This is a genomic window from Candidatus Poriferisocius sp. (assembly GCF_965202595.1).
GTDB lineage: Bacteria > Actinomycetota > Acidimicrobiia > Acidimicrobiales > Bin134 > Poriferisocius.
This window is the reverse complement of sequence record NZ_OZ241836.1, coordinates 1,574,148-1,590,140: the sequence shown is the minus strand read 5'-3', so window position 1 is coordinate 1,590,140 and position 15,993 is coordinate 1,574,148. Positions and strand designations below refer to the sequence as shown.

The window sequence follows — 15,993 nt, the reverse complement described above, 5'->3', positions numbered from 1 at the left end:
TCAGACCGCTCCGAAAAATGGTACCTGGCAAAATACAATTCCCATGTCTGTGAGGAGCCGCTGTGGAATTAATTTATGCGATGCGAATACAACTGCATTTTGGCTAGTCTTGGATACTTGATCGGCGTAGTCCTTGGTAAGAGCGGACTCGCTGGTTTGTAACCAGGCCAAATCAGGCTTATAGAGAAGCCAAAAATCTCTCCCTGTCGCTTCTCGATAAAATGGCCCATTGCCTGAATCATCAATCATTTCAGGATCTATTGCTTTTCCGGTAGCATGATGGTAAGCATATATAGCATAATCCTTATAGGAGGGTAGTGATTCTCCAGTCAACATGGACGAAGCCTCTATAGGTTCTCCCAATGTACAATAAGTAAATTGCCCCCCATACCCTTTGCGTAACTTCGGATCTTGAGCATCGGGTACTCCATTAATAACACGCCGCACCCGTTCAGCAGTAATGGAGTTGGCATAGTCCTCACACTCGACGAGTATGAACTTTCTGTTCCCACCATCTTCAGCATTCAATGCTAAGGTAGCATGTGCGGTAGTACCAGAACCAGCAAAAGAATCTAAAATGATTGCATTGTCAATACAAAGTGAAAGTAAAAATTTTATCAGTGCTACTGGCTTGGGATTATCAAAAATCCTATTGATCCCTGTATTTTTCAAGTCATTCGTGCCAGCAGTAGTGCTTATTCCCATAATCATATCTTTGACAGCGGTTTGGTCAGTACTCCTGACTTTAGTAAAAATTCTTGCACTTCCATTGGCATCTATTTGAAACTCTAGGTTATGGGAATCGCTGATTATTTTTTCTCTGCTCCATCTCCAGGCATGATATTTACCCCTGTCACTATTGTTTTTCTTAGGTGGTATCTTGATGAAATCGGAGTGAAGATGAGAGTCGGTCATGTCCTCACAAATAATTTTACCAGAACTAGGTTGGTAGTAAATATCAAATACCAAAGTGGGCCTTGTATTTTCATTGAATCTTGAATTTGTGTTATGAAGTTCATTTTTTGTTACATAATCACTCAGACTATCTTTTTTTATTGAGTAATTGAATCCTCTATATATATCAGGCATTAATTGCTTTAAATAATTTATAGAACCTGTAAATGTTTGTGATGTATTGGATTCTTTTCTATACGCTAAAATATTTTCATGCGTGCCGGCTGCTCCCTGTCCTGTGATTTGTCTTCCTTTTAAATTATTCACCCATACAAATGTATTGAGATAGTTTTCTTCGCCAAATATTTCGTCCAATACTACTCGTAAGTGGTGTTGCTCATTATGGTCTATTGAAATAAAAATGGTGCCGTCCTTGCTTAATAATTCACGAAGCAAATGTAGCCTTGGCCACATCATGCAAAGCCATTTATCGTGCCGTTCCAGATCTTCGTTGTCAACAGGCTTGTTATCTTCAAACCACTTTTTCATTAACGGGCTTTTTACATTATCATTATAGATCCATTGTTCATTTCCTGTATTATATGGTGGGTCAATATAGATACAGTCAATCTTTCCTGCATATCGAGGCAGTAATGATTTGAGGGCGCGCAAGTTATCGCCATGAATTATCATGTTGTCATCGTCGAAGTCTCCGTCAGTGCTCGGCACCGAATTTTCGTAGTTGGGAATCAAAGGTGAGATCGGCACTGTGAGGTGGTGGCCGTAAATATGTTGTTTGCCATTGAAATCGAGTCTCATTTGGTGCCCTTGTCTACTTAGTAGTTGAGTTTATGCAAGATGGTGCATGGTGCGCCCGGGGTGATCCGTGACCGCAGAGCCGTGTCGCTCGCCCTTCGTCCTTGCCTCACGCTGGGTGAGACTAGTCACTGATGGTGACAACTTGCCTGACCTTGCCCATGAGGCTGAGCGAGTGGCAATGGGCGGGAGGGGAAGCATCAGTAGGATCCCGGCCAGGGGAGGAGGCCCTGGGCGGTTTTGGCGATGTCGGCCAGGGTGTAGTTGCTGAGCAGGTCATGCATGATCTCGCCTGCGTGCGTCCAGATGGCCAGCAGCACGCACTGGCCCTCGTGGTCGCAGGCTCCGTCCTGGTGGGGCTCCCCGAAATCGCCCAGCACTATCGGCCCGTCAACCGCGCTCACGATCTCGCTCAGCTTGATCTGCTCGGCGGGGCGGGCCAGAACGTAGCCCCCGCCCGCCCCTCGCTTGGAGCGGACCAGCCCGGCTCCCTTCAGCGCTTGCAGGATTTGCTCCAGGTAGGGTTGAGGGAGACCGGTTCGCTCGGCAATGTCCCGCACCGAGGTGGGGCCCCCCTCATCGGCGTGCAGGGCCAATGACAGCAGCGCCCGGCCGGCATAGTCACCACGCGTGGATACTCTCACCCCCACCCCTACCTAGATCGTCCCTGATGGTGGCCGGCATAGTCACCACGCGTGGATACTCTCACCACCCTTCATGCTAGTTGCCGGTTGGGTTGTGCCGATTAGGTTGGGAAGGATTGGGGATCACATGAGCACTGACAGCTCCGAGAACGCTGTTTCGGCATCCGGCCCATCCGGTCCGACATCCGACCCATCCGGTTCGCCCGCATCACCGGCAAAGTTCCCGGTACTGCCGGATTACCGGGGGGCGTGCCTTAGCAATGTCGTGCCCGCCCTGCTCGGCCCGCGAGATGCCTCCCCCTGGTTGCCGCCTCCGGCCCGCGAGGCCGAGGCGGTGGTGCTTTTGGCGGTGGACGGGATGGGATGGGAGCAGCTTCAACCCCGGGCGAGGCTGACCCCGGTGCTGTCGAGCATGCAGGGCGGTGTCATCACCACGGTGGCTCCCACCACCACCACCACCGCTTTGACCTCGCTGGTCACCGGCGCAACCCCCGGTGAGCACGGCCTGATCGGCTATCAGATCCACACCCAGGGCCAATTGTTGAACGCCTTGCGGTGGACGGTGGGGAAAAAACGGGCCGATGCCCGCAAGAGCATCGTCCCCGAGCAGTTCCAGACCCAACCGGCTTTCTTCGGGCGGCGGGTGCCGGTGGTGGGTCGGAGCGAGTTTCATGAAAGCGGCTTCACCCGGGCACACATGGATGGAGTGGATCACCACAGCTACAAGCTGACCAGTTCCATCCCGGTCGAAGTACGGATGCAGGTGGATGCCGGTGCGCCGCTGGTGTATGCCTACTACGACGGCCCTGATCGGGTGGCCCATGAGTACGGGTTCGGGCCTCACCTGGATGCCGAGTATGGGGCTGTGGATCACCTGGTGGCCCAGATCCTGGCTGCGCTGCCGCCGGAGGCTGCGCTGCTGGTGGTGTCCGACCACGGCCTGGTCATGGTGGGCGATGCCAAGGTTGAGCTGGCCCGCCCGGTGCTGGCCCTGTCATCGGTGGTCTCGGGGGAAGCCCGGTTCCGCTGGCTGCACGCCCGTTCCGGCCGGGCCGGTGAACTTCTGGACACGGCCACCGAGCACTATGGCCGTTATGGCCTGGTGGTCACCCGCCAGCAGGTACTGGACGAGGGGTGGTTCGGTTCCCGGGTCAGTCCCGAGGCCCGGTCCCGGATGGGTGACGTGGCCCTTGTGCCTCGCGATCCGGTGGCGTTCACCGAGCCCGAAACCCCGTCCCGAAAGCCCTCCGGCCCGGGCACCAAGCCCCGATTCCAACTGCTGGCCCGTCACGGCTCGCTCACCCCAGCCGAGGTGCTGGTTCCCTGCCTGGCTGCTTATGGCACCGGATAGGCCGGTTGGGTGGTGGCATCGGAGGAGCCCCTGGTCCGTTCCTGCCTGGCTGCTTATGGCACCGGATAGGCCGGTTGGGTGGTGGCATCGGAGGAGCCCCTGGTCCGTTCCTGCCTGGCTGCTTATGGCACCGGATAGGCCGGTTGGGTGGTGGCATCGGAGGAGCCCCTGGTCCGTTCCTGCCTGGCTGCTTATGGCACCGGATAGGCCGGTTGGGTGGTGGCATCGGAGGAACCCCCGGCCCGTTCCTGCCTGGCTGCCTGCGGAACCGGATAATGAAGGGTGTCACCCGGGGCATGGATCCACCGGGTAGATTGGCCGACCATGTCCGATTCCCACCTGTCGAAGCCGACCGAGCCCGTCGAGGTGGTCCACGACAACCCCCATTCCGAGGTCAAGCAGGCCGATCCCGAGAAAGCCAGGGAGGCCATCGAGCAGCCGGCCAAGGTGATGAGGGTCGGCACGATGATGAAGCAGCTCCTGGAAGAGGTCCGCCAGGCTTCCCTGGACGAGTCCAGCCGCGACCGGCTGCGGGACATTTACGAAACGTCCATCGACGAGCTGGGATCGGCACTGTCCCCCGATCTGAGCGATGAACTGGATCGCCTGGTGTCGCCCTTCCCCGAGGGCCACCCTCCCAGCCACGCCGAGCTCCAGGTGGCGCAGGCCCAACTGGTGGGCTGGTTGGAGGGCCTCATCCAGGGCATCCAGGCGGCTCTGTTCGCTCAGCAGGTCTCCGCTCAGCAGCAACTGGCCAACATCCGGGCCGAGTTGCCACCCGGCACCCGCCATGTCGGACCGGAGAGACCCTCGGGAACCTACCTGTAGCTGTTCGATTACCGGTAGCCGCTCGACCCGCCCATAACTCGACCAGACCATAACTTGATCCGCCCATAACTCGACCAGACCTTAATTTGACCAGACCATAACTCGACCCGCCCATAAGGAGTGCAGTGACCAGCTCTTTTACCCACCTCCATGTTCACACCGAGTATTCCATCCTCGATGGTGCCTCCCGGGTGGGGGAATTGGTCCAAGCGGCAGTCGCCGACGGGCAGCCCGCGCTGGGGATCACCGATCACGGCAACATGTACGGGATTGTCGATTTCTACCGGACCTGCCGGGACGAGGGGATAAAGTCGATCATCGGCACCGAGGCCTACATGGCTCGCGAGAGCCGGTTCGACCGCCCGCCGAGACGGGGCAAGCTGGACGATGGCGGGGGCAGCACCGAGGGGGGCGAGAAGCTCTACTATCACCTCACCCTTCTGGCCGAGAACAACACCGGCTACAAGAACCTGATCCAACTCTCCAGCCGGGCCTTCCTCGAGGGTTACTACTACAAACCCCGGTTGGATTGGGAGTTGCTTTCCGACCACCGCGAGGGTCTGATCGCCACCACCGGCTGCCTGGCCGGGCAGGTGCTCCAGGCCCTGCTGCGGGACGACTACGAAAAGGCGGTTACCACGGCGGCCCGGCTCCAGGACATCTTCGGCAAGGACAACCTGTTCGTGGAGATTCAGGACCACGGTATCCCGGAACAAAAGCGAACCAACCCCGACCTGGTCCGGCTGGCCGAACGGATCGGCGCCCCCTTGCTGCTCACCAACGACAGCCACTACACCAGCCGGTCCGATGCCGAGGCCCACGATGCGCTGCTGTGCGTGCAGACCGGCTCGCTGGTCAGCGACCCCGACCGGTTGAAGTTCCATGGCGACGACCACTACCTCAAGTCGGCAGCCGAGATGCGCGCCCTGTTCCCCGATTTGAGTAAGGCTTGTGACAATACACTGTGGATCGCGGAGCGGGCCGATGTGGTGATCGAGTTCGGCAAGCCTCAGCTTCCCGATTTCCCCCTCCCCGAGGAGTACGGCAGTGCCGACGAATACCTGCGAGCCCTCACCCTCGAGGGAGCCGAGGCTCGCTGGGGCAGCCCCCTGCCCGACGAGGTTGCCGACCGGCTGGCCTACGAACTCAAGATCATCTCCGACATGGGTTTCTCCTCCTACTTCCTCATCACCTGGGATCTGATCCGTTACGCCCGGGAGCGGGGCATCCGGGTGGGCCCGGGCCGGGGCAGCGCCGCGGGATGCGCGGTGGCCTACAGCCTGCGAATCACCGACTTGGACCCGATTCGCTACGACCTGCTGTTCGAGCGGTTCCTCAACCCGTCGCGGGTCTCCATGCCCGACATCGACATGGATTTCGACTCCCGCTACCGGGACGAGATCATCCGCTACGCCTCCAGGAAGTACGGCGAGGACCATGTGGCCCAGATCATCACCTTCTCCACCATCAAGGCTCGGGCCGCGGTGCGTGACAGCGCCCGGGTGCTGAACCTCCCCTACGCCCTGGGCGACCGCTTGGCCAAGGCCATGCCCCCGCTGGTGATGGGGCGCGATACCCCGCTGTGGGCCTGCCTGGAGGAAAGCGAGGAGTACGCCGACGGCTTCAAGGCCGCCGCCGATCTGCGGGAGATGTACCGCAGCGATGAGGATGCCCGAAAGGTGGTGGACGTGGCCCGGGGGCTCGAGGGTTTGCGGCGCCAGGACAGCATCCATGCGGCTGCGGTGGTCATCACCAAGGATCCGCTCACCGAGCATCTTCCCATCCAGCGCAAGGCCTCCAAGGGCCAGGCCCAGGAGGATGCCCCCATCGTCACCCAGTACGAGATGCACGCGGTGGAGGATCTGGGCCTGCTCAAGATGGACTTTTTGGGCCTGCGGAACCTGGACGTCATCGAGGATGCCGTGGGGCTCATAGAGCGATCCCGGGGCGAGCGGGTGGACATCGACAACGTGGCCCTGGACGATGAGGCTACCTACCAGTTGCTGGCCCGGGGTGACACCATAGGGGTGTTCCAGCTCGAGAGCGGCCCCATGAGAGCGTTGATCCGGGCGCTGAAGCCCACCTGCTTCGACGATGTGGCCGCCCTGGTGGCCCTGTACCGGCCCGGCCCGATGGCCGCCAACATGCACAACGACTATGCCGATCGCAAGAACCGACGCCAAAAGGTGGAGGTGTTCCACGAGGAAGCCACCGACATCCTGGCCGACACCTACGGTTTGATGATCTACCAGGAGAGCGTGATGCGGGTGGCCCAGCGGTTCGCCGGCTATTCACTGGCCGACGCCGACAATCTCCGCAAGGCCTGCGGGAAGAAGGACCGCGAGCTGATGGCCCGGGAACGGGGTTCCTTCGTGGAGGGGTGCAGCCGCCTCGGTTACGGTGCCGAACTGGGCACGGAGCTGTTCGACATAATCGAGCAGTTCGCCGACTACGCCTTCACCAAGAGCCACGCTTACGGCTACGGCCTGATCGCCTACCAGGGTGCCTACCTCAAGGCCCGGTACCCGGCGGAGTACATGGCCGCGCTGTTGACCAGCGTGAAGAACAAGCTGGAGAAGGCGGCGGTGTATCTGGCCGAGTGCCGCCAGATGGGCATAAGGGTGGCGCTGCCCGACGTGAACCTTTCGGAGTCGGATTTTGCCGCCATCGGTTCCCCGGACGGGGAGCAGTCCATCTCCTTCGGGTTGTCGGCCATTCGCCACATGGGCACCGGTACCGCCCGGATGATTCTGGACGAGAGGAACGAGAACGGCCCGTTTACCGATTTCCATGACTTCTGCCGCCGGGTCGATCCGATAGTGCTGAACAAGGGGGTCGTCGAGGCTTTGATCAAGGCGGGTTCTTTCGACTCTCTGGGTCATCCCCGCCAGGGGCTGTTGAACGTTCACGAGTCGATCTCCCGCCGCTGCATCCAGCAGAGGAAGGAGCAGAGTCAGGGCATCATGAGCCTGTTCGGGGACGGCGGCTCGGGGGAGGCAAACGACGACATCGAGATCCCCGACACCGAGTTCGACAAGTCCAAAAGGCTGGCGGCCGAGAAGGAGATGCTGGGGCTTTACGTGTCCGACCACCCCATAATGGGCATGGAGAGCGTGCTGGACAGCAAGGTCACCCATCGGATCGACCAGCTCACCGAGGTGAAGGAGGGAAGCAGGGTCAAAGTTGCCGGGGTGGTCAGCAACCTGCGCAAGCGATGGACCCGCAAGGGTGACCCGATGATGTCGTGCGATCTCGAGGATTTGTACGGAACCATAGAGGTGACGCTGTTCCCCAATACCACCAGGGAGCACGGCCACAAGTTGGCGGACGACCTGGTGGTTGTGGTCGAGGGACGGCTGGATAGCCGTGATGACGAGCCCAAACTGGTCGGCGACAACGTGGAGCTGATCGCCACCGATCGGGTGGACGGCCCGGGTATTTTGCGGTTGAACCTGGGGGGCCGCGGTCTTTCCCGCGACCGCATCCATGATCTCAAGTCGGTGATCTCCGAGTACCCGGGCACCTCCGAGGTGATTCTGATGCTCGGCGACAGCAGGGGGGTCAAGCTCCCACCCGCCTATGGAGTTGACCTGGGCAGCGGGTTGATCGGTGCGCTTCAGGAGATGCTGGGCGACGAGGCCATCGCGGTGTAGCCCGACCTGGATTGCCCGGCGGTTATCGGGTTTCGGAGATCCCTCGGCCATCCAAGGGACTAGCTGGGGTTATCGGGTCTCAAAAACCCCTGGTTCTGCTGCGGGTTTGCGCTCCTACCGGGATGGTTGATGGACTATGGGTGACCCGGGGGGGAAATCCGCGGGGGAAGGCATCCAACGAGGAGGGCGAGCAGCACATGGCAATCGACGCCGAGACCAAGGACTGCACCGCGGTCACCGACGCTGAGCTGGCCGAAATGGCGGACATGTGTGTTGACGGTTCCAATCCATTCTCGGTGGGGCTGCTGTCCAAGCAGGCCGAGGAGTGGGTGTTGATCTCCACCGCCCGGGAGAACGGGAAGCTCCGGGGGTTCGCCTTCTTCACGCTGGAGCGCATCGGCGGTACCCCGAGCGTGCTGGTGGGTCTGGCATCCGTGGCCCGCACGTCCAAGCGCAGCACCGTTTTGCGCCAGCTCACCGAGGCCCAACTGCACCGGGCGCTGATGGCTTTTCCCGATGAGGACGTGCTGGTGGGCACCCAGTTGGACAACCCCGGGGGGTTCGATGCCTTCAAGCCCCTGGTGGACATCGTCCCCCGTCCCGGCCACAAGGCCTCCGGTGAGGAGCGGGCCTGGGGCCGCCGGCTGGCCAAGCGGTTCAGCATCAGCCCCTCCCGCTATCTCGACCGTGACTTCCGGGTGGTGGGGGATGGCAGCCAGGCCCGCCTGTTTGACTACGAGACCCCCAAGCCCGACAGCATCGCCCCCGATATTGTTGCCCTGTTCGACGATGTGGACAGCGAGAGGGACGACACCATGATCGCCTTCGGTTGGATCATGGCCGAGGACCTGCTCAAATACACCTGAGCACTTGTCTCAGGGGGGTGCAGGCATTGGGTGGGGCTGAGCAATTCTCCTTGGGGGGTGCAACCGGTGGGCATGGCTGAGCAATTCTCCTTGGGGGGTATACCTTTGCCCCGGCGGCGGCCGATGTGTCGCAACTTTCGGGCCGATCCGTTGCCCGAGGGGCTGGTGACGGAGTTGCTGGACCGGGCTCGCCGGGCCCCGTCGGCGGGCAACACCCAGGCGGTGGAGTTCTGGGTGGTGTCCCAGCCCGAGCGGTACTGGAGTTTGACTCTTACACCCGAACGCCGGACCGGTTTCGCCTGGCCCGGCCTGCTGGCCGCTCCCGTGCTGGTGGTGGTGCTAACCGAGCCCGACCGCTACGTCCGCCGCTATGGCGAGCCCGACAAGTTTCGCACCGGATTGGGTGAGAGCGCCGAGGCCGACGAGTTGCGCACCGGTTTGGGGGAGAGCGCCGAGGCCTGGCCGGTGCCGTACTGGTGGGTGGACGCGGGTATGGCCGTTCACAACCTGCTGCTGGACGCGTCGGCCCTGGGTTGGGGGTCGTGCTTTTTCGGCGCATTCCACCATGAGGCCGCCCTGGTGGCCGGTCTCGGCATCCCCGAGGATCGAAGAGTGGTGGGAACGGTGGCCCTGGGGTATCCCGCTGACGATCGTGCCGGCCCGTCGGCCTCCCGCCCCCGCCGCCCCCTCCACGAGGTGGTTCACATCGTGGAATGAGACCGGTTGCCACCACCGGCCACCCAATCGTATACGGTGCCCGTCATGAGCATGCCTGATCCGGTTGACCGCCTGGCCATCGAGGACACCATCGTCCGCTACACCGTTGCCATCGACGAGAAGGACTGGGATCTCCTCGACACGGTTTTCACCCCCGATGCCTACCTGGACTATTCCTCGTCGGCTCCCGGTGTGGCCGAAGCCGCCGCCGACTACCCCACGGTCAAGCGCTGGCTCCAAACGGCGCTGGCGGTCTTCCCCATGACCCAACACATGGTGGGAAAGACCTACATACGCAGTTGGGACGGCGAAACTGCCGAATGCACGACGATATTCCACAACCCGATGGGCATTCCGGTGGCCGACGACGGCAAAACGTTCGATGCCGCCGGCTCCAAGCTGTTCATGTTCTTCGTGGGCGGTTGGTATCACGACACCGTCACCCGAACCCCCGACGGTTTCCGCATCAAGAAGAAGGTGGAACAGTCGGGATACCACGAGGGCGGCTTCCCCGAGGGGTTCGGCGTTCCCGAGTAGCCGCTCGATAGCGGGCGGTTGGGTCTGGGCCGGGGTTGCTGGGGTAGTCTGCGGGCGTGCAGATTCCACTGGTGGACTATCTCGTCCTGGGTGACGAGCCCTACTTGCAGGCCCATGAGTGCACGGCGTGCAGAGCCAGGTTCTTTGGGCGGCGCAACGGCTGTGCCCAATGCGGGGCCCGGTCGTTCGATGTGGTGCAGGTGAGCAATACCGGTACATTGCGAACCTTCAGCATCGTTCACCGGGCCGCTCCCAGCATCCCCACTCCTTACGTCTCGGCCATCGTGCATACCGACGACGGCACCTCGGTGCGGGCCAACCTCGTTGGGATTGAGCCCGACCCGGAAAGCATAAAGCTGGGAATGAAGGTCAAGCTCGACACTTACGTGGTGGGTACCGATGACGAGGGCCAAGAAGCAGTCGCATTCGGCTACGCACCGGCATGACGGGCTGATCCGGTTCGGCTACGCAGTCGCGGTGGGTTGGTTTTGGTGGGTGGGGGTTTGTTGTACTGGTCGCTTGGGGTTGTTTAGGGGCTGAGGAGGACGTTGCTGTAGGTGGGTTTTCGGGTCCATGGGGTGGGTGGTGGTTGGGGTTTGGGTGTGGCAGGTGGGGCAGGTGGGGCAGGTGGGGCAGAGTAGGACGAGGTGTTGATGCTGGTTCTGCCGCCGTGTTCCCAGGGTTTGATGTGGTGCACATCACAAGCAGTAGCTCTTAGCCCGCAGTTGACGCAGTGTTTGTCTCGGGCATAGCAGCGAGTGCGTCGGCGGCTCTTTGCTGGTGGGTGCGGTCGTTGCCATTTTTGGAGTCGTCGCGGAACATGCGATCCGTCGAGTGCGGTTTTGACCCGTTCACCGGTCACCTGGTCCAACTCGGCGTGTAGTACCACCATGCCGTCATCACCGTTGAACACCGTGGCTTTGCGGTTGGCCAGGTAGCGGCCCATTCCGAATGACGGCGGCCAGTAGGCCAATCACTACGACACTCAGCCAGTGCCACCATCGATAATCCCTCAGGTGTCGGAGTGGCAGCCATCTAGGACCAGTCGGTCGGGGCCGATCATCAGCAGGCGGCGGCAGTCAATCCTCGGTGTCGGTCACAGTTGATCCTCAGCGTAGGCGGGCAGTGACACTCATAGTTGATCCTCGGCGTAGGCGGTCACTCAGCGGCAGCCTCACTGAGTGTCTCGGCAGCGGTAGCCAGTGTCTCGGCGTGATCGGTCAGGATCACGGCAGCGGCGGTCAGTAGGTCGGCCTCGGTGGTCAGCGCATCGGCAGCGGCGGTCAGCGCATCGGCGTAGGCGGTCATTGCCTCAGCCTCGGAAGGATCGGCCAGGGCCGAGGCAGCGGCGGCAAGCTCAGCGGGCAGGGCCTCGGCAATCTCGGTCAATCCCTCGGCAATGCCGGGCAGGGCCTCGGCAATAGCGGCCAGCCAGTCAGCGGCGGTAGCCAGTCCCTCGGCGTAGTCAGTATCGGCGTAGTCAACCTCGGCGGCGGCAATAGCGGTCATCAACTCGGTTATGTCGGTCAATCCCTCAGCGTTGGTAGTGGCATCTGTAGCCAGGTCGGTCAGTCCCTCGGCAACCTCGGCGGGCATTAGTAGGGCGGTCAGCGTCAGTGTCTCGGCAATGTTGGTCAGGCCCTCGGTGGTGGCAGCCAGGGTCAAGGCAGCGGCAGCGGCAGTACGGGCAGCGGTAGCGACAGCCTGGGCGTTGGCAGGATCGGTCATGGCCTCAGCGGTGGCAGTAGGTGGCGGTGACTCAACCTCAGTAGCGGCAGCCTCGGCGGTGGCAGTCTCAGCGGGCCGATCCTCGGTGTCAGGATCGGCGGTCACTATGACCACGACCACGATGGTTACTAGGACGGTCGGTATGGCGATAGCTATGCCCCTCAATAGTTCCTGGCGGTTCCTCGGCGGGCGTAGTAGCCAGTGCCGATCCTCACGGCGGCGGCCCATCTAGTTGATCCTCAGTAGGCGGGCAGCGGTGTCGGTCATAGTTGATCCTCAGCGTAGCCGGTCAGTAGGCGGACAATATCTCTCAGCCAGTCGGCGGTCAGCGTCAGCACATGGCCCTTAGTAGCGGTGGCCGATAAGCGGGCGGCAACGTAGGGATACTGGCCTAATGCGGTGGCCAGGCCCTCGGCGGTCACTGCCAGGGCATCGGCAGCATCAGCCAGTGCCTCGGTTCAGCCTTCGGTGGTGTCGGTCAGGGCAGTGTCGGACAGTAGCGCCCGGCCAGTGTCCATGCCATGATCCTGGCTCGGTGGCCGGTAGTGGCCTCGGTGGTGGTCATAGTCCAGCAGCGGCCTGATCCTCAGCGTCAGTGTCCGGACGGTCATCTAGGTTTAATCCTTATGGAGGTTGTTGACAGTTCGATTGGGTGAGTCTGTGATGCCATTGTGGTGGTTGTGAATCACGTCCATCTAGGTGGCAGGGGAGGCTTTGTGTCACATGGTAATGCGCTTTTTATGTCCGCGGGGTGGTTGTTGGTGGTACGAAGGGTTGAGTCGGGTATGGCTCAGGCTCGTCACCATCGGTTAGCCCTTTTTCTTGTGTTCAAGGGAGCGCCGGTGTTGTTGAGGTTGCTTGCTGATCGGGTGGGCCTACATCATAGATATTATATAAGGTCTGGCCTGTACCTATTTTTCCCTAAAACTTTTCACATTTTCAGAAATATCTTTATATTTTGGGTGGGTATTGTCACCCGGCCTGATAGTATTGGGGGTATGAAGTTTGACTCCAGTGTTTCCGAACCTGAGACCAATACTGATGCTGCTACTGCTGGCAGCGACAATGCTGGCGACGGGGATGTTTTGCGGTTGGAGATGGTTGATTTGAAGGGGATGGATTCCAAGGGTTTGTTCGATTTGCTGTTCGAGATCAACGCGGCCCGTTGCACGCTGGACGGGTACATGACCGAGGTGTTGAACCGTTACGGTGATCTTTTGGGTGAGGGCGAGGTGCGGGCTCTTTGCCTCCAGTTCGGTATGGGCCGTTACCTGGCCAACCGCCAAGCCCGAACCGCCGGATCCCTTCGAGAACTACCGGCTACGGTGGATGCGGTCAAGGGCGGGGGGTTTTCGATAGATCATGCTCGCCTGCTGGGGGAGTCTCATGGTCGGGTGCCGTTGAGTCGTGCCCAGGAAGATGAGTTGATCAACAAAGCCAAAACCGAAGACCTGGACCGGTTCAGGAAAACTTTGGCTCGCCAGGAGGATGATCGGCGCGGCTCCGATGGTGAGTCGCGGCACGATCAGCAGCGCCGCCACCGCAAGGCCGCGGTGTTCAACGGTGATGACGGCATGGTGGTGCTGCACGCCGAACTCGACCGCATAACCGGTGAACGGGTCAAAACCGCTTTGGATGGCATGTGTGATCGCTTGTTTCGCGATGACTCCAAAAATGGTAGTGACCGCACTCATCAGCAGCGGGCCGCCGACGCGCTGGCCGCGCTAATCACCCAAACCCCTCACAAGAACTCCAAAACCGGTGGTGGCACCCGTGGTGGTCATGTGGTGGTGCAGCCCACCACGCTTTTGGTGAAGGTTGACTACGACCTGCTCACCGGCCAACTCAAAAACGCTGGGCTCATGGACGACACTCCCATCGAAATGGACGAATTGCGCCGCATCGCTTGCGACGCAGCGCTAATACCATCCATTTTCACCGCCGAGGGGGTGCCCCTGTATTTGGGTCGTAAGCAGCGCTCCGCCACCCAAAAACAAAAACTCGCCCTATACGCCCGAGACAAACACTGCGTCAATTGCGGACTGAGAGCTACTGCTTGTGATGTGCACCACATCAAACCCTGGGAACACGGCGGCAGAACCAGCATCAACAACCTCGTCCTACTCTGCCCCACCTGCCACGCCGAAACCCACAAACACCAACCACCACCCACCCCATGGGCCCGAAAACCCACCTACAGCAACGTCCTCCTCAGCCCCTAACCAACACAGCAGACCTCTACCCATGACAACCGACCTGTGGCGATAACCGGCCAACCCCCAACCCCAACCGAACTGTCAACAACCTCCATAAGGATTACAACTAGATGACCGCCCGGACACTGGCCGAGATACTGACCACCGCCGATGATCGACTATGGGCCGCCGAGATACTGGCCGAGTCTGCCGCCGCTGAGGGCAGAGGTCACCACCGGGAGACTGGCCCGGACACTGGCCGCCGCCACCGCCGAGGCCCTGACCTGACCGAGGATCGGGCCGACCGCCGAGGGCTACCACTGGGCCACCACCGAGGGCCGATACCACCGCTGGCCTGGTCTAACGCTGCCTGCTATAGCATAAATGCTGAGGTTCTGGCCGGGATGCGTAACATAATCACGGTTCGGCTACGCACCGGCATGGCAGGCTGATCCGAACAATCGAATAGTTTGAACAACCGATAGGAGGCCGCAAATGGCACAGGACATCTGGGTTTTGGGGGCGCACATGACTGCGTTCGGACGGTACCCCGAACAGGACGCGGTGGATCTGGCCTCCACCGCCGCCCTGGGGGCGCTGGACGACGGGGGGGTGGGTATCGCCGACATGGACATCCTGGCGTGCGGCACCCTGTTCCAGGCCTCAACTGGCATGGGTCAGCAGGTGCAGAAGCAGATCGGTCAGACCGGAATACCGGTGTACAACGTCTCCAACGCCTGTGCCACCGGGGCCACCGCTCTGCGCACCGCCATCATGGCCATTCGCTCCGGGGAGGCCGATCTGGGTCTGGCCATAGGGGTGGAGCAGATGGGCAAGATGGGGCTGCTGGCCGGCGGGAGCCGCAAGGAGAAGAACGTTTACGAGCCGTCGGGCCGCTACGGGACGGTCATGCCCATCGACGGCATCCTGGGTACCGACACCATGCCCGGGGTGTTCGCCCAGGCCGGCATGGAGTACGCCAACGACAACGACGGTGTGGGGTTCGAGCAGTTCGCCAAGGTGGCCCAGAAGAACCACGCCCATTCCACGCTGAATCCCCTGGCCCAGTATCAGAAGGAGTTCACGCTGGAGGAGGTCATGGCATCGCCCATGCAGTCGTACCCCAACACGCTTTTGATGTGCTGCCCCACCGGCGACGGGGCTGCCGCCGTGGTGCTGGTGGGCGAGGAGCGGTTCGCATCGCTCAGCCTCCAGCAGCAGTCCCGGGCGGTGAAGATCTCCGCGTCGGTGCTGACAACCGATCCCTACGTGCCGTCGGGTCATGTTCAACCCGATGTGAACACCCTCACCCGCAATGCCGCCCAGGCCGCCTACGAGCAGGCCGGCGTGGGTCCCGAGGATCTGAGCCTGGTGGAGCTGCACGACTGCTTCGCCACCGCCGAACTCATCCACTACGACAATCTGGGGCTGTGCGAACCCGGGGGGGCCGGCGACTTCATTGACCGCGGGGCTCCGTGGCGGGACGGCGAGACTCCCGTGAACGTGTCCGGCGGCCTCATCTCCAAGGGCCATCCCATCGGGGCCACCGGTGTGGCCAACATCTACGAGGTGGTCACCCACCTGCGGGGCGAGGCCGGTGACCGCCAGATCGAGGGGGCGAAGGTGGGCCTGACCCACGTGATCGGTCTGGGCTCGAGCTGCGGTGTCCACATCCTGGAAAGGAGCGGGATCGGTTGAACCCGCTCGGAGCCGGACCAACCAGCCCGGTACCGACCAACTAGGTACAAACCAACCAACTAGGAG

The 15,993-nt window shown here is 61.0% G+C and carries 16 protein-coding genes; 10 read left to right on the top strand and 6 right to left on the bottom strand.

Annotated features, from left to right (window positions below; all coding sequences use genetic code 11):
• Together ACOGXC_RS07340 and ACOGXC_RS07335 are read right to left on the bottom strand one after the other, a co-directional pair.
• Positions 1 to 1,713: a site-specific DNA-methyltransferase gene (locus ACOGXC_RS07340; RefSeq protein ID WP_419917552.1), complete on the bottom strand. Its 1,713-nt coding sequence runs from the start codon at positions 1,711 to 1,713 to the stop codon at positions 1 to 3.
• 197 nt (positions 1,714 to 1,910) lie between these two features.
• Positions 1,911 to 2,354 (bottom strand): RrF2 family transcriptional regulator, encoded by a 444-nt coding sequence (locus ACOGXC_RS07335; protein ID WP_419917551.1) that lies wholly within the window; start codon positions 2,352 to 2,354, stop codon positions 1,911 to 1,913.
• Between the two features lie 127 nt (positions 2,355 to 2,481).
• Between ACOGXC_RS07335 and ACOGXC_RS07330 the strand changes: the two genes are divergently transcribed.
• From ACOGXC_RS07330 to ACOGXC_RS07300, 7 genes are all read left to right on the top strand, one after another.
• On the top strand, positions 2,482 to 3,705 hold the full coding sequence (locus ACOGXC_RS07330) for an alkaline phosphatase family protein (protein WP_419917550.1): 1,224 nt from the start codon (positions 2,482 to 2,484) through the stop codon (positions 3,703 to 3,705).
• 324 nt (positions 3,706 to 4,029) lie between these two features.
• Positions 4,030 to 4,533, top strand: a complete 504-nt coding sequence (locus ACOGXC_RS07325) for a proteasome activator (protein WP_419917549.1) — start codon at positions 4,030 to 4,032, stop codon at positions 4,531 to 4,533.
• Between the two features lie 125 nt (positions 4,534 to 4,658).
• Positions 4,659 to 8,186, top strand: coding sequence for a DNA polymerase III subunit alpha (gene dnaE, locus ACOGXC_RS07320; protein WP_419917548.1), 3,528 nt, complete (start codon positions 4,659 to 4,661; stop codon positions 8,184 to 8,186).
• A gap of 140 nt (positions 8,187 to 8,326) precedes the next feature.
• On the top strand, positions 8,327 to 9,052 hold the full coding sequence (locus ACOGXC_RS07315) for a hypothetical protein (RefSeq protein WP_419917547.1): 726 nt from the start codon (positions 8,327 to 8,329) through the stop codon (positions 9,050 to 9,052).
• Between the two features lie 72 nt (positions 9,053 to 9,124).
• Complete coding sequence (locus ACOGXC_RS07310) at positions 9,125 to 9,769, top strand: nitroreductase family protein (RefSeq protein WP_419917546.1); 645 nt, start codon at positions 9,125 to 9,127, stop codon at positions 9,767 to 9,769.
• Positions 9,770 to 9,814: 45 nt separating this feature from the next.
• Positions 9,815 to 10,306: a nuclear transport factor 2 family protein gene (locus ACOGXC_RS07305; RefSeq protein WP_419917545.1), complete on the top strand. Its 492-nt coding sequence runs from the start codon at positions 9,815 to 9,817 to the stop codon at positions 10,304 to 10,306.
• Positions 10,307 to 10,362: 56 nt separating this feature from the next.
• Positions 10,363 to 10,752 carry a Zn-ribbon domain-containing OB-fold protein gene (locus ACOGXC_RS07300; RefSeq protein WP_419917544.1) on the top strand — a complete coding sequence of 130 codons (390 nt, stop codon included), beginning with the start codon at positions 10,363 to 10,365 and terminating at the stop codon, positions 10,750 to 10,752.
• An 83-nt stretch (positions 10,753 to 10,835) separates the two neighbouring features.
• On the opposite strand, the gene ACOGXC_RS07295 is transcribed toward ACOGXC_RS07300, so the two are convergent.
• The 4 genes from ACOGXC_RS07295 to ACOGXC_RS07280 form a co-directional block, all read right to left on the bottom strand.
• A complete protein-coding gene (locus ACOGXC_RS07295; protein ID WP_419917543.1) occupies positions 10,836 to 11,279 on the bottom strand; it encodes an HNH endonuclease in 444 nt (147 codons plus the stop codon).
• 185 nt (positions 11,280 to 11,464) lie between these two features.
• A complete protein-coding gene (locus tag ACOGXC_RS07290; protein WP_419917542.1) occupies positions 11,465 to 12,262 on the bottom strand; it encodes a hypothetical protein in 798 nt (265 codons plus the stop codon).
• A gap of 35 nt (positions 12,263 to 12,297) precedes the next feature.
• Positions 12,298 to 12,456 (bottom strand): hypothetical protein, encoded by a 159-nt coding sequence (locus ACOGXC_RS07285; RefSeq protein ID WP_419917541.1) that lies wholly within the window; start codon positions 12,454 to 12,456, stop codon positions 12,298 to 12,300.
• Between the two features lie 36 nt (positions 12,457 to 12,492).
• Positions 12,493 to 12,645 (bottom strand): hypothetical protein, encoded by a 153-nt coding sequence (locus tag ACOGXC_RS07280; RefSeq protein WP_419917540.1) that lies wholly within the window; start codon positions 12,643 to 12,645, stop codon positions 12,493 to 12,495.
• A 387-nt stretch (positions 12,646 to 13,032) separates the two neighbouring features.
• Here ACOGXC_RS07280 and ACOGXC_RS07275 point away from each other — a divergent pair, with 387 nt between their 5' ends.
• The 3 genes from ACOGXC_RS07275 to ACOGXC_RS07265 all read left to right on the top strand — a co-directional run bounded on the left by ACOGXC_RS07275 (position 13,033) and on the right by ACOGXC_RS07265 (position 15,927).
• The gene (locus ACOGXC_RS07275; protein ID WP_419917539.1) at positions 13,033 to 14,256 is read left to right on the top strand and encodes a DUF222 domain-containing protein; all 1,224 of its coding nucleotides are present in this window, start codon (positions 13,033 to 13,035) and stop codon (positions 14,254 to 14,256) included.
• A gap of 104 nt (positions 14,257 to 14,360) precedes the next feature.
• Entirely contained in the window at positions 14,361 to 14,681 is a 321-nt protein-coding gene (locus ACOGXC_RS07270; protein ID WP_419917538.1) for a hypothetical protein, read from the top strand.
• Positions 14,682 to 14,724: 43 nt separating this feature from the next.
• Positions 14,725 to 15,927 carry a thiolase family protein gene (locus ACOGXC_RS07265; RefSeq protein ID WP_419917537.1) on the top strand — a complete coding sequence of 401 codons (1,203 nt, stop codon included), beginning with the start codon at positions 14,725 to 14,727 and terminating at the stop codon, positions 15,925 to 15,927.
• Positions 15,928 to 15,993 lie beyond the last annotated feature (66 nt).

What these genes read in the sequence shown, in the direction of transcription:
- ACOGXC_RS07340 (WP_419917552.1), bottom strand. Translation starts at nt 1,713, where the DNA reads ATGAGACTCGATTTCAATGGCAAACAACATATTTACGGCCACCACCTC.
- ACOGXC_RS07330 (WP_419917550.1), top strand. Translation starts at nt 2,482, where the DNA reads ATGAGCACTGACAGCTCCGAGAACGCTGTTTCGGCATCCGGCCCATCC.
- ACOGXC_RS07325 (WP_419917549.1), top strand. Translation starts at nt 4,030, where the DNA reads ATGTCCGATTCCCACCTGTCGAAGCCGACCGAGCCCGTCGAGGTGGTC.
- ACOGXC_RS07310 (WP_419917546.1), top strand. Translation starts at nt 9,125, where the DNA reads ATGGCTGAGCAATTCTCCTTGGGGGGTATACCTTTGCCCCGGCGGCGG.
- ACOGXC_RS07305 (WP_419917545.1), top strand. Translation starts at nt 9,815, where the DNA reads ATGAGCATGCCTGATCCGGTTGACCGCCTGGCCATCGAGGACACCATC.
- ACOGXC_RS07290 (WP_419917542.1), bottom strand. Translation starts at nt 12,262, where the DNA reads ATGGGCCGCCGCCGTGAGGATCGGCACTGGCTACTACGCCCGCCGAGG.
- ACOGXC_RS07280 (WP_419917540.1), bottom strand. Translation starts at nt 12,645, where the DNA reads ATGACCGTCCGGACACTGACGCTGAGGATCAGGCCGCTGCTGGACTAT.
- ACOGXC_RS07275 (WP_419917539.1), top strand. Translation starts at nt 13,033, where the DNA reads ATGAAGTTTGACTCCAGTGTTTCCGAACCTGAGACCAATACTGATGCT.
- ACOGXC_RS07270 (WP_419917538.1), top strand. Translation starts at nt 14,361, where the DNA reads ATGACCGCCCGGACACTGGCCGAGATACTGACCACCGCCGATGATCGA.
- ACOGXC_RS07265 (WP_419917537.1), top strand. Translation starts at nt 14,725, where the DNA reads ATGGCACAGGACATCTGGGTTTTGGGGGCGCACATGACTGCGTTCGGA.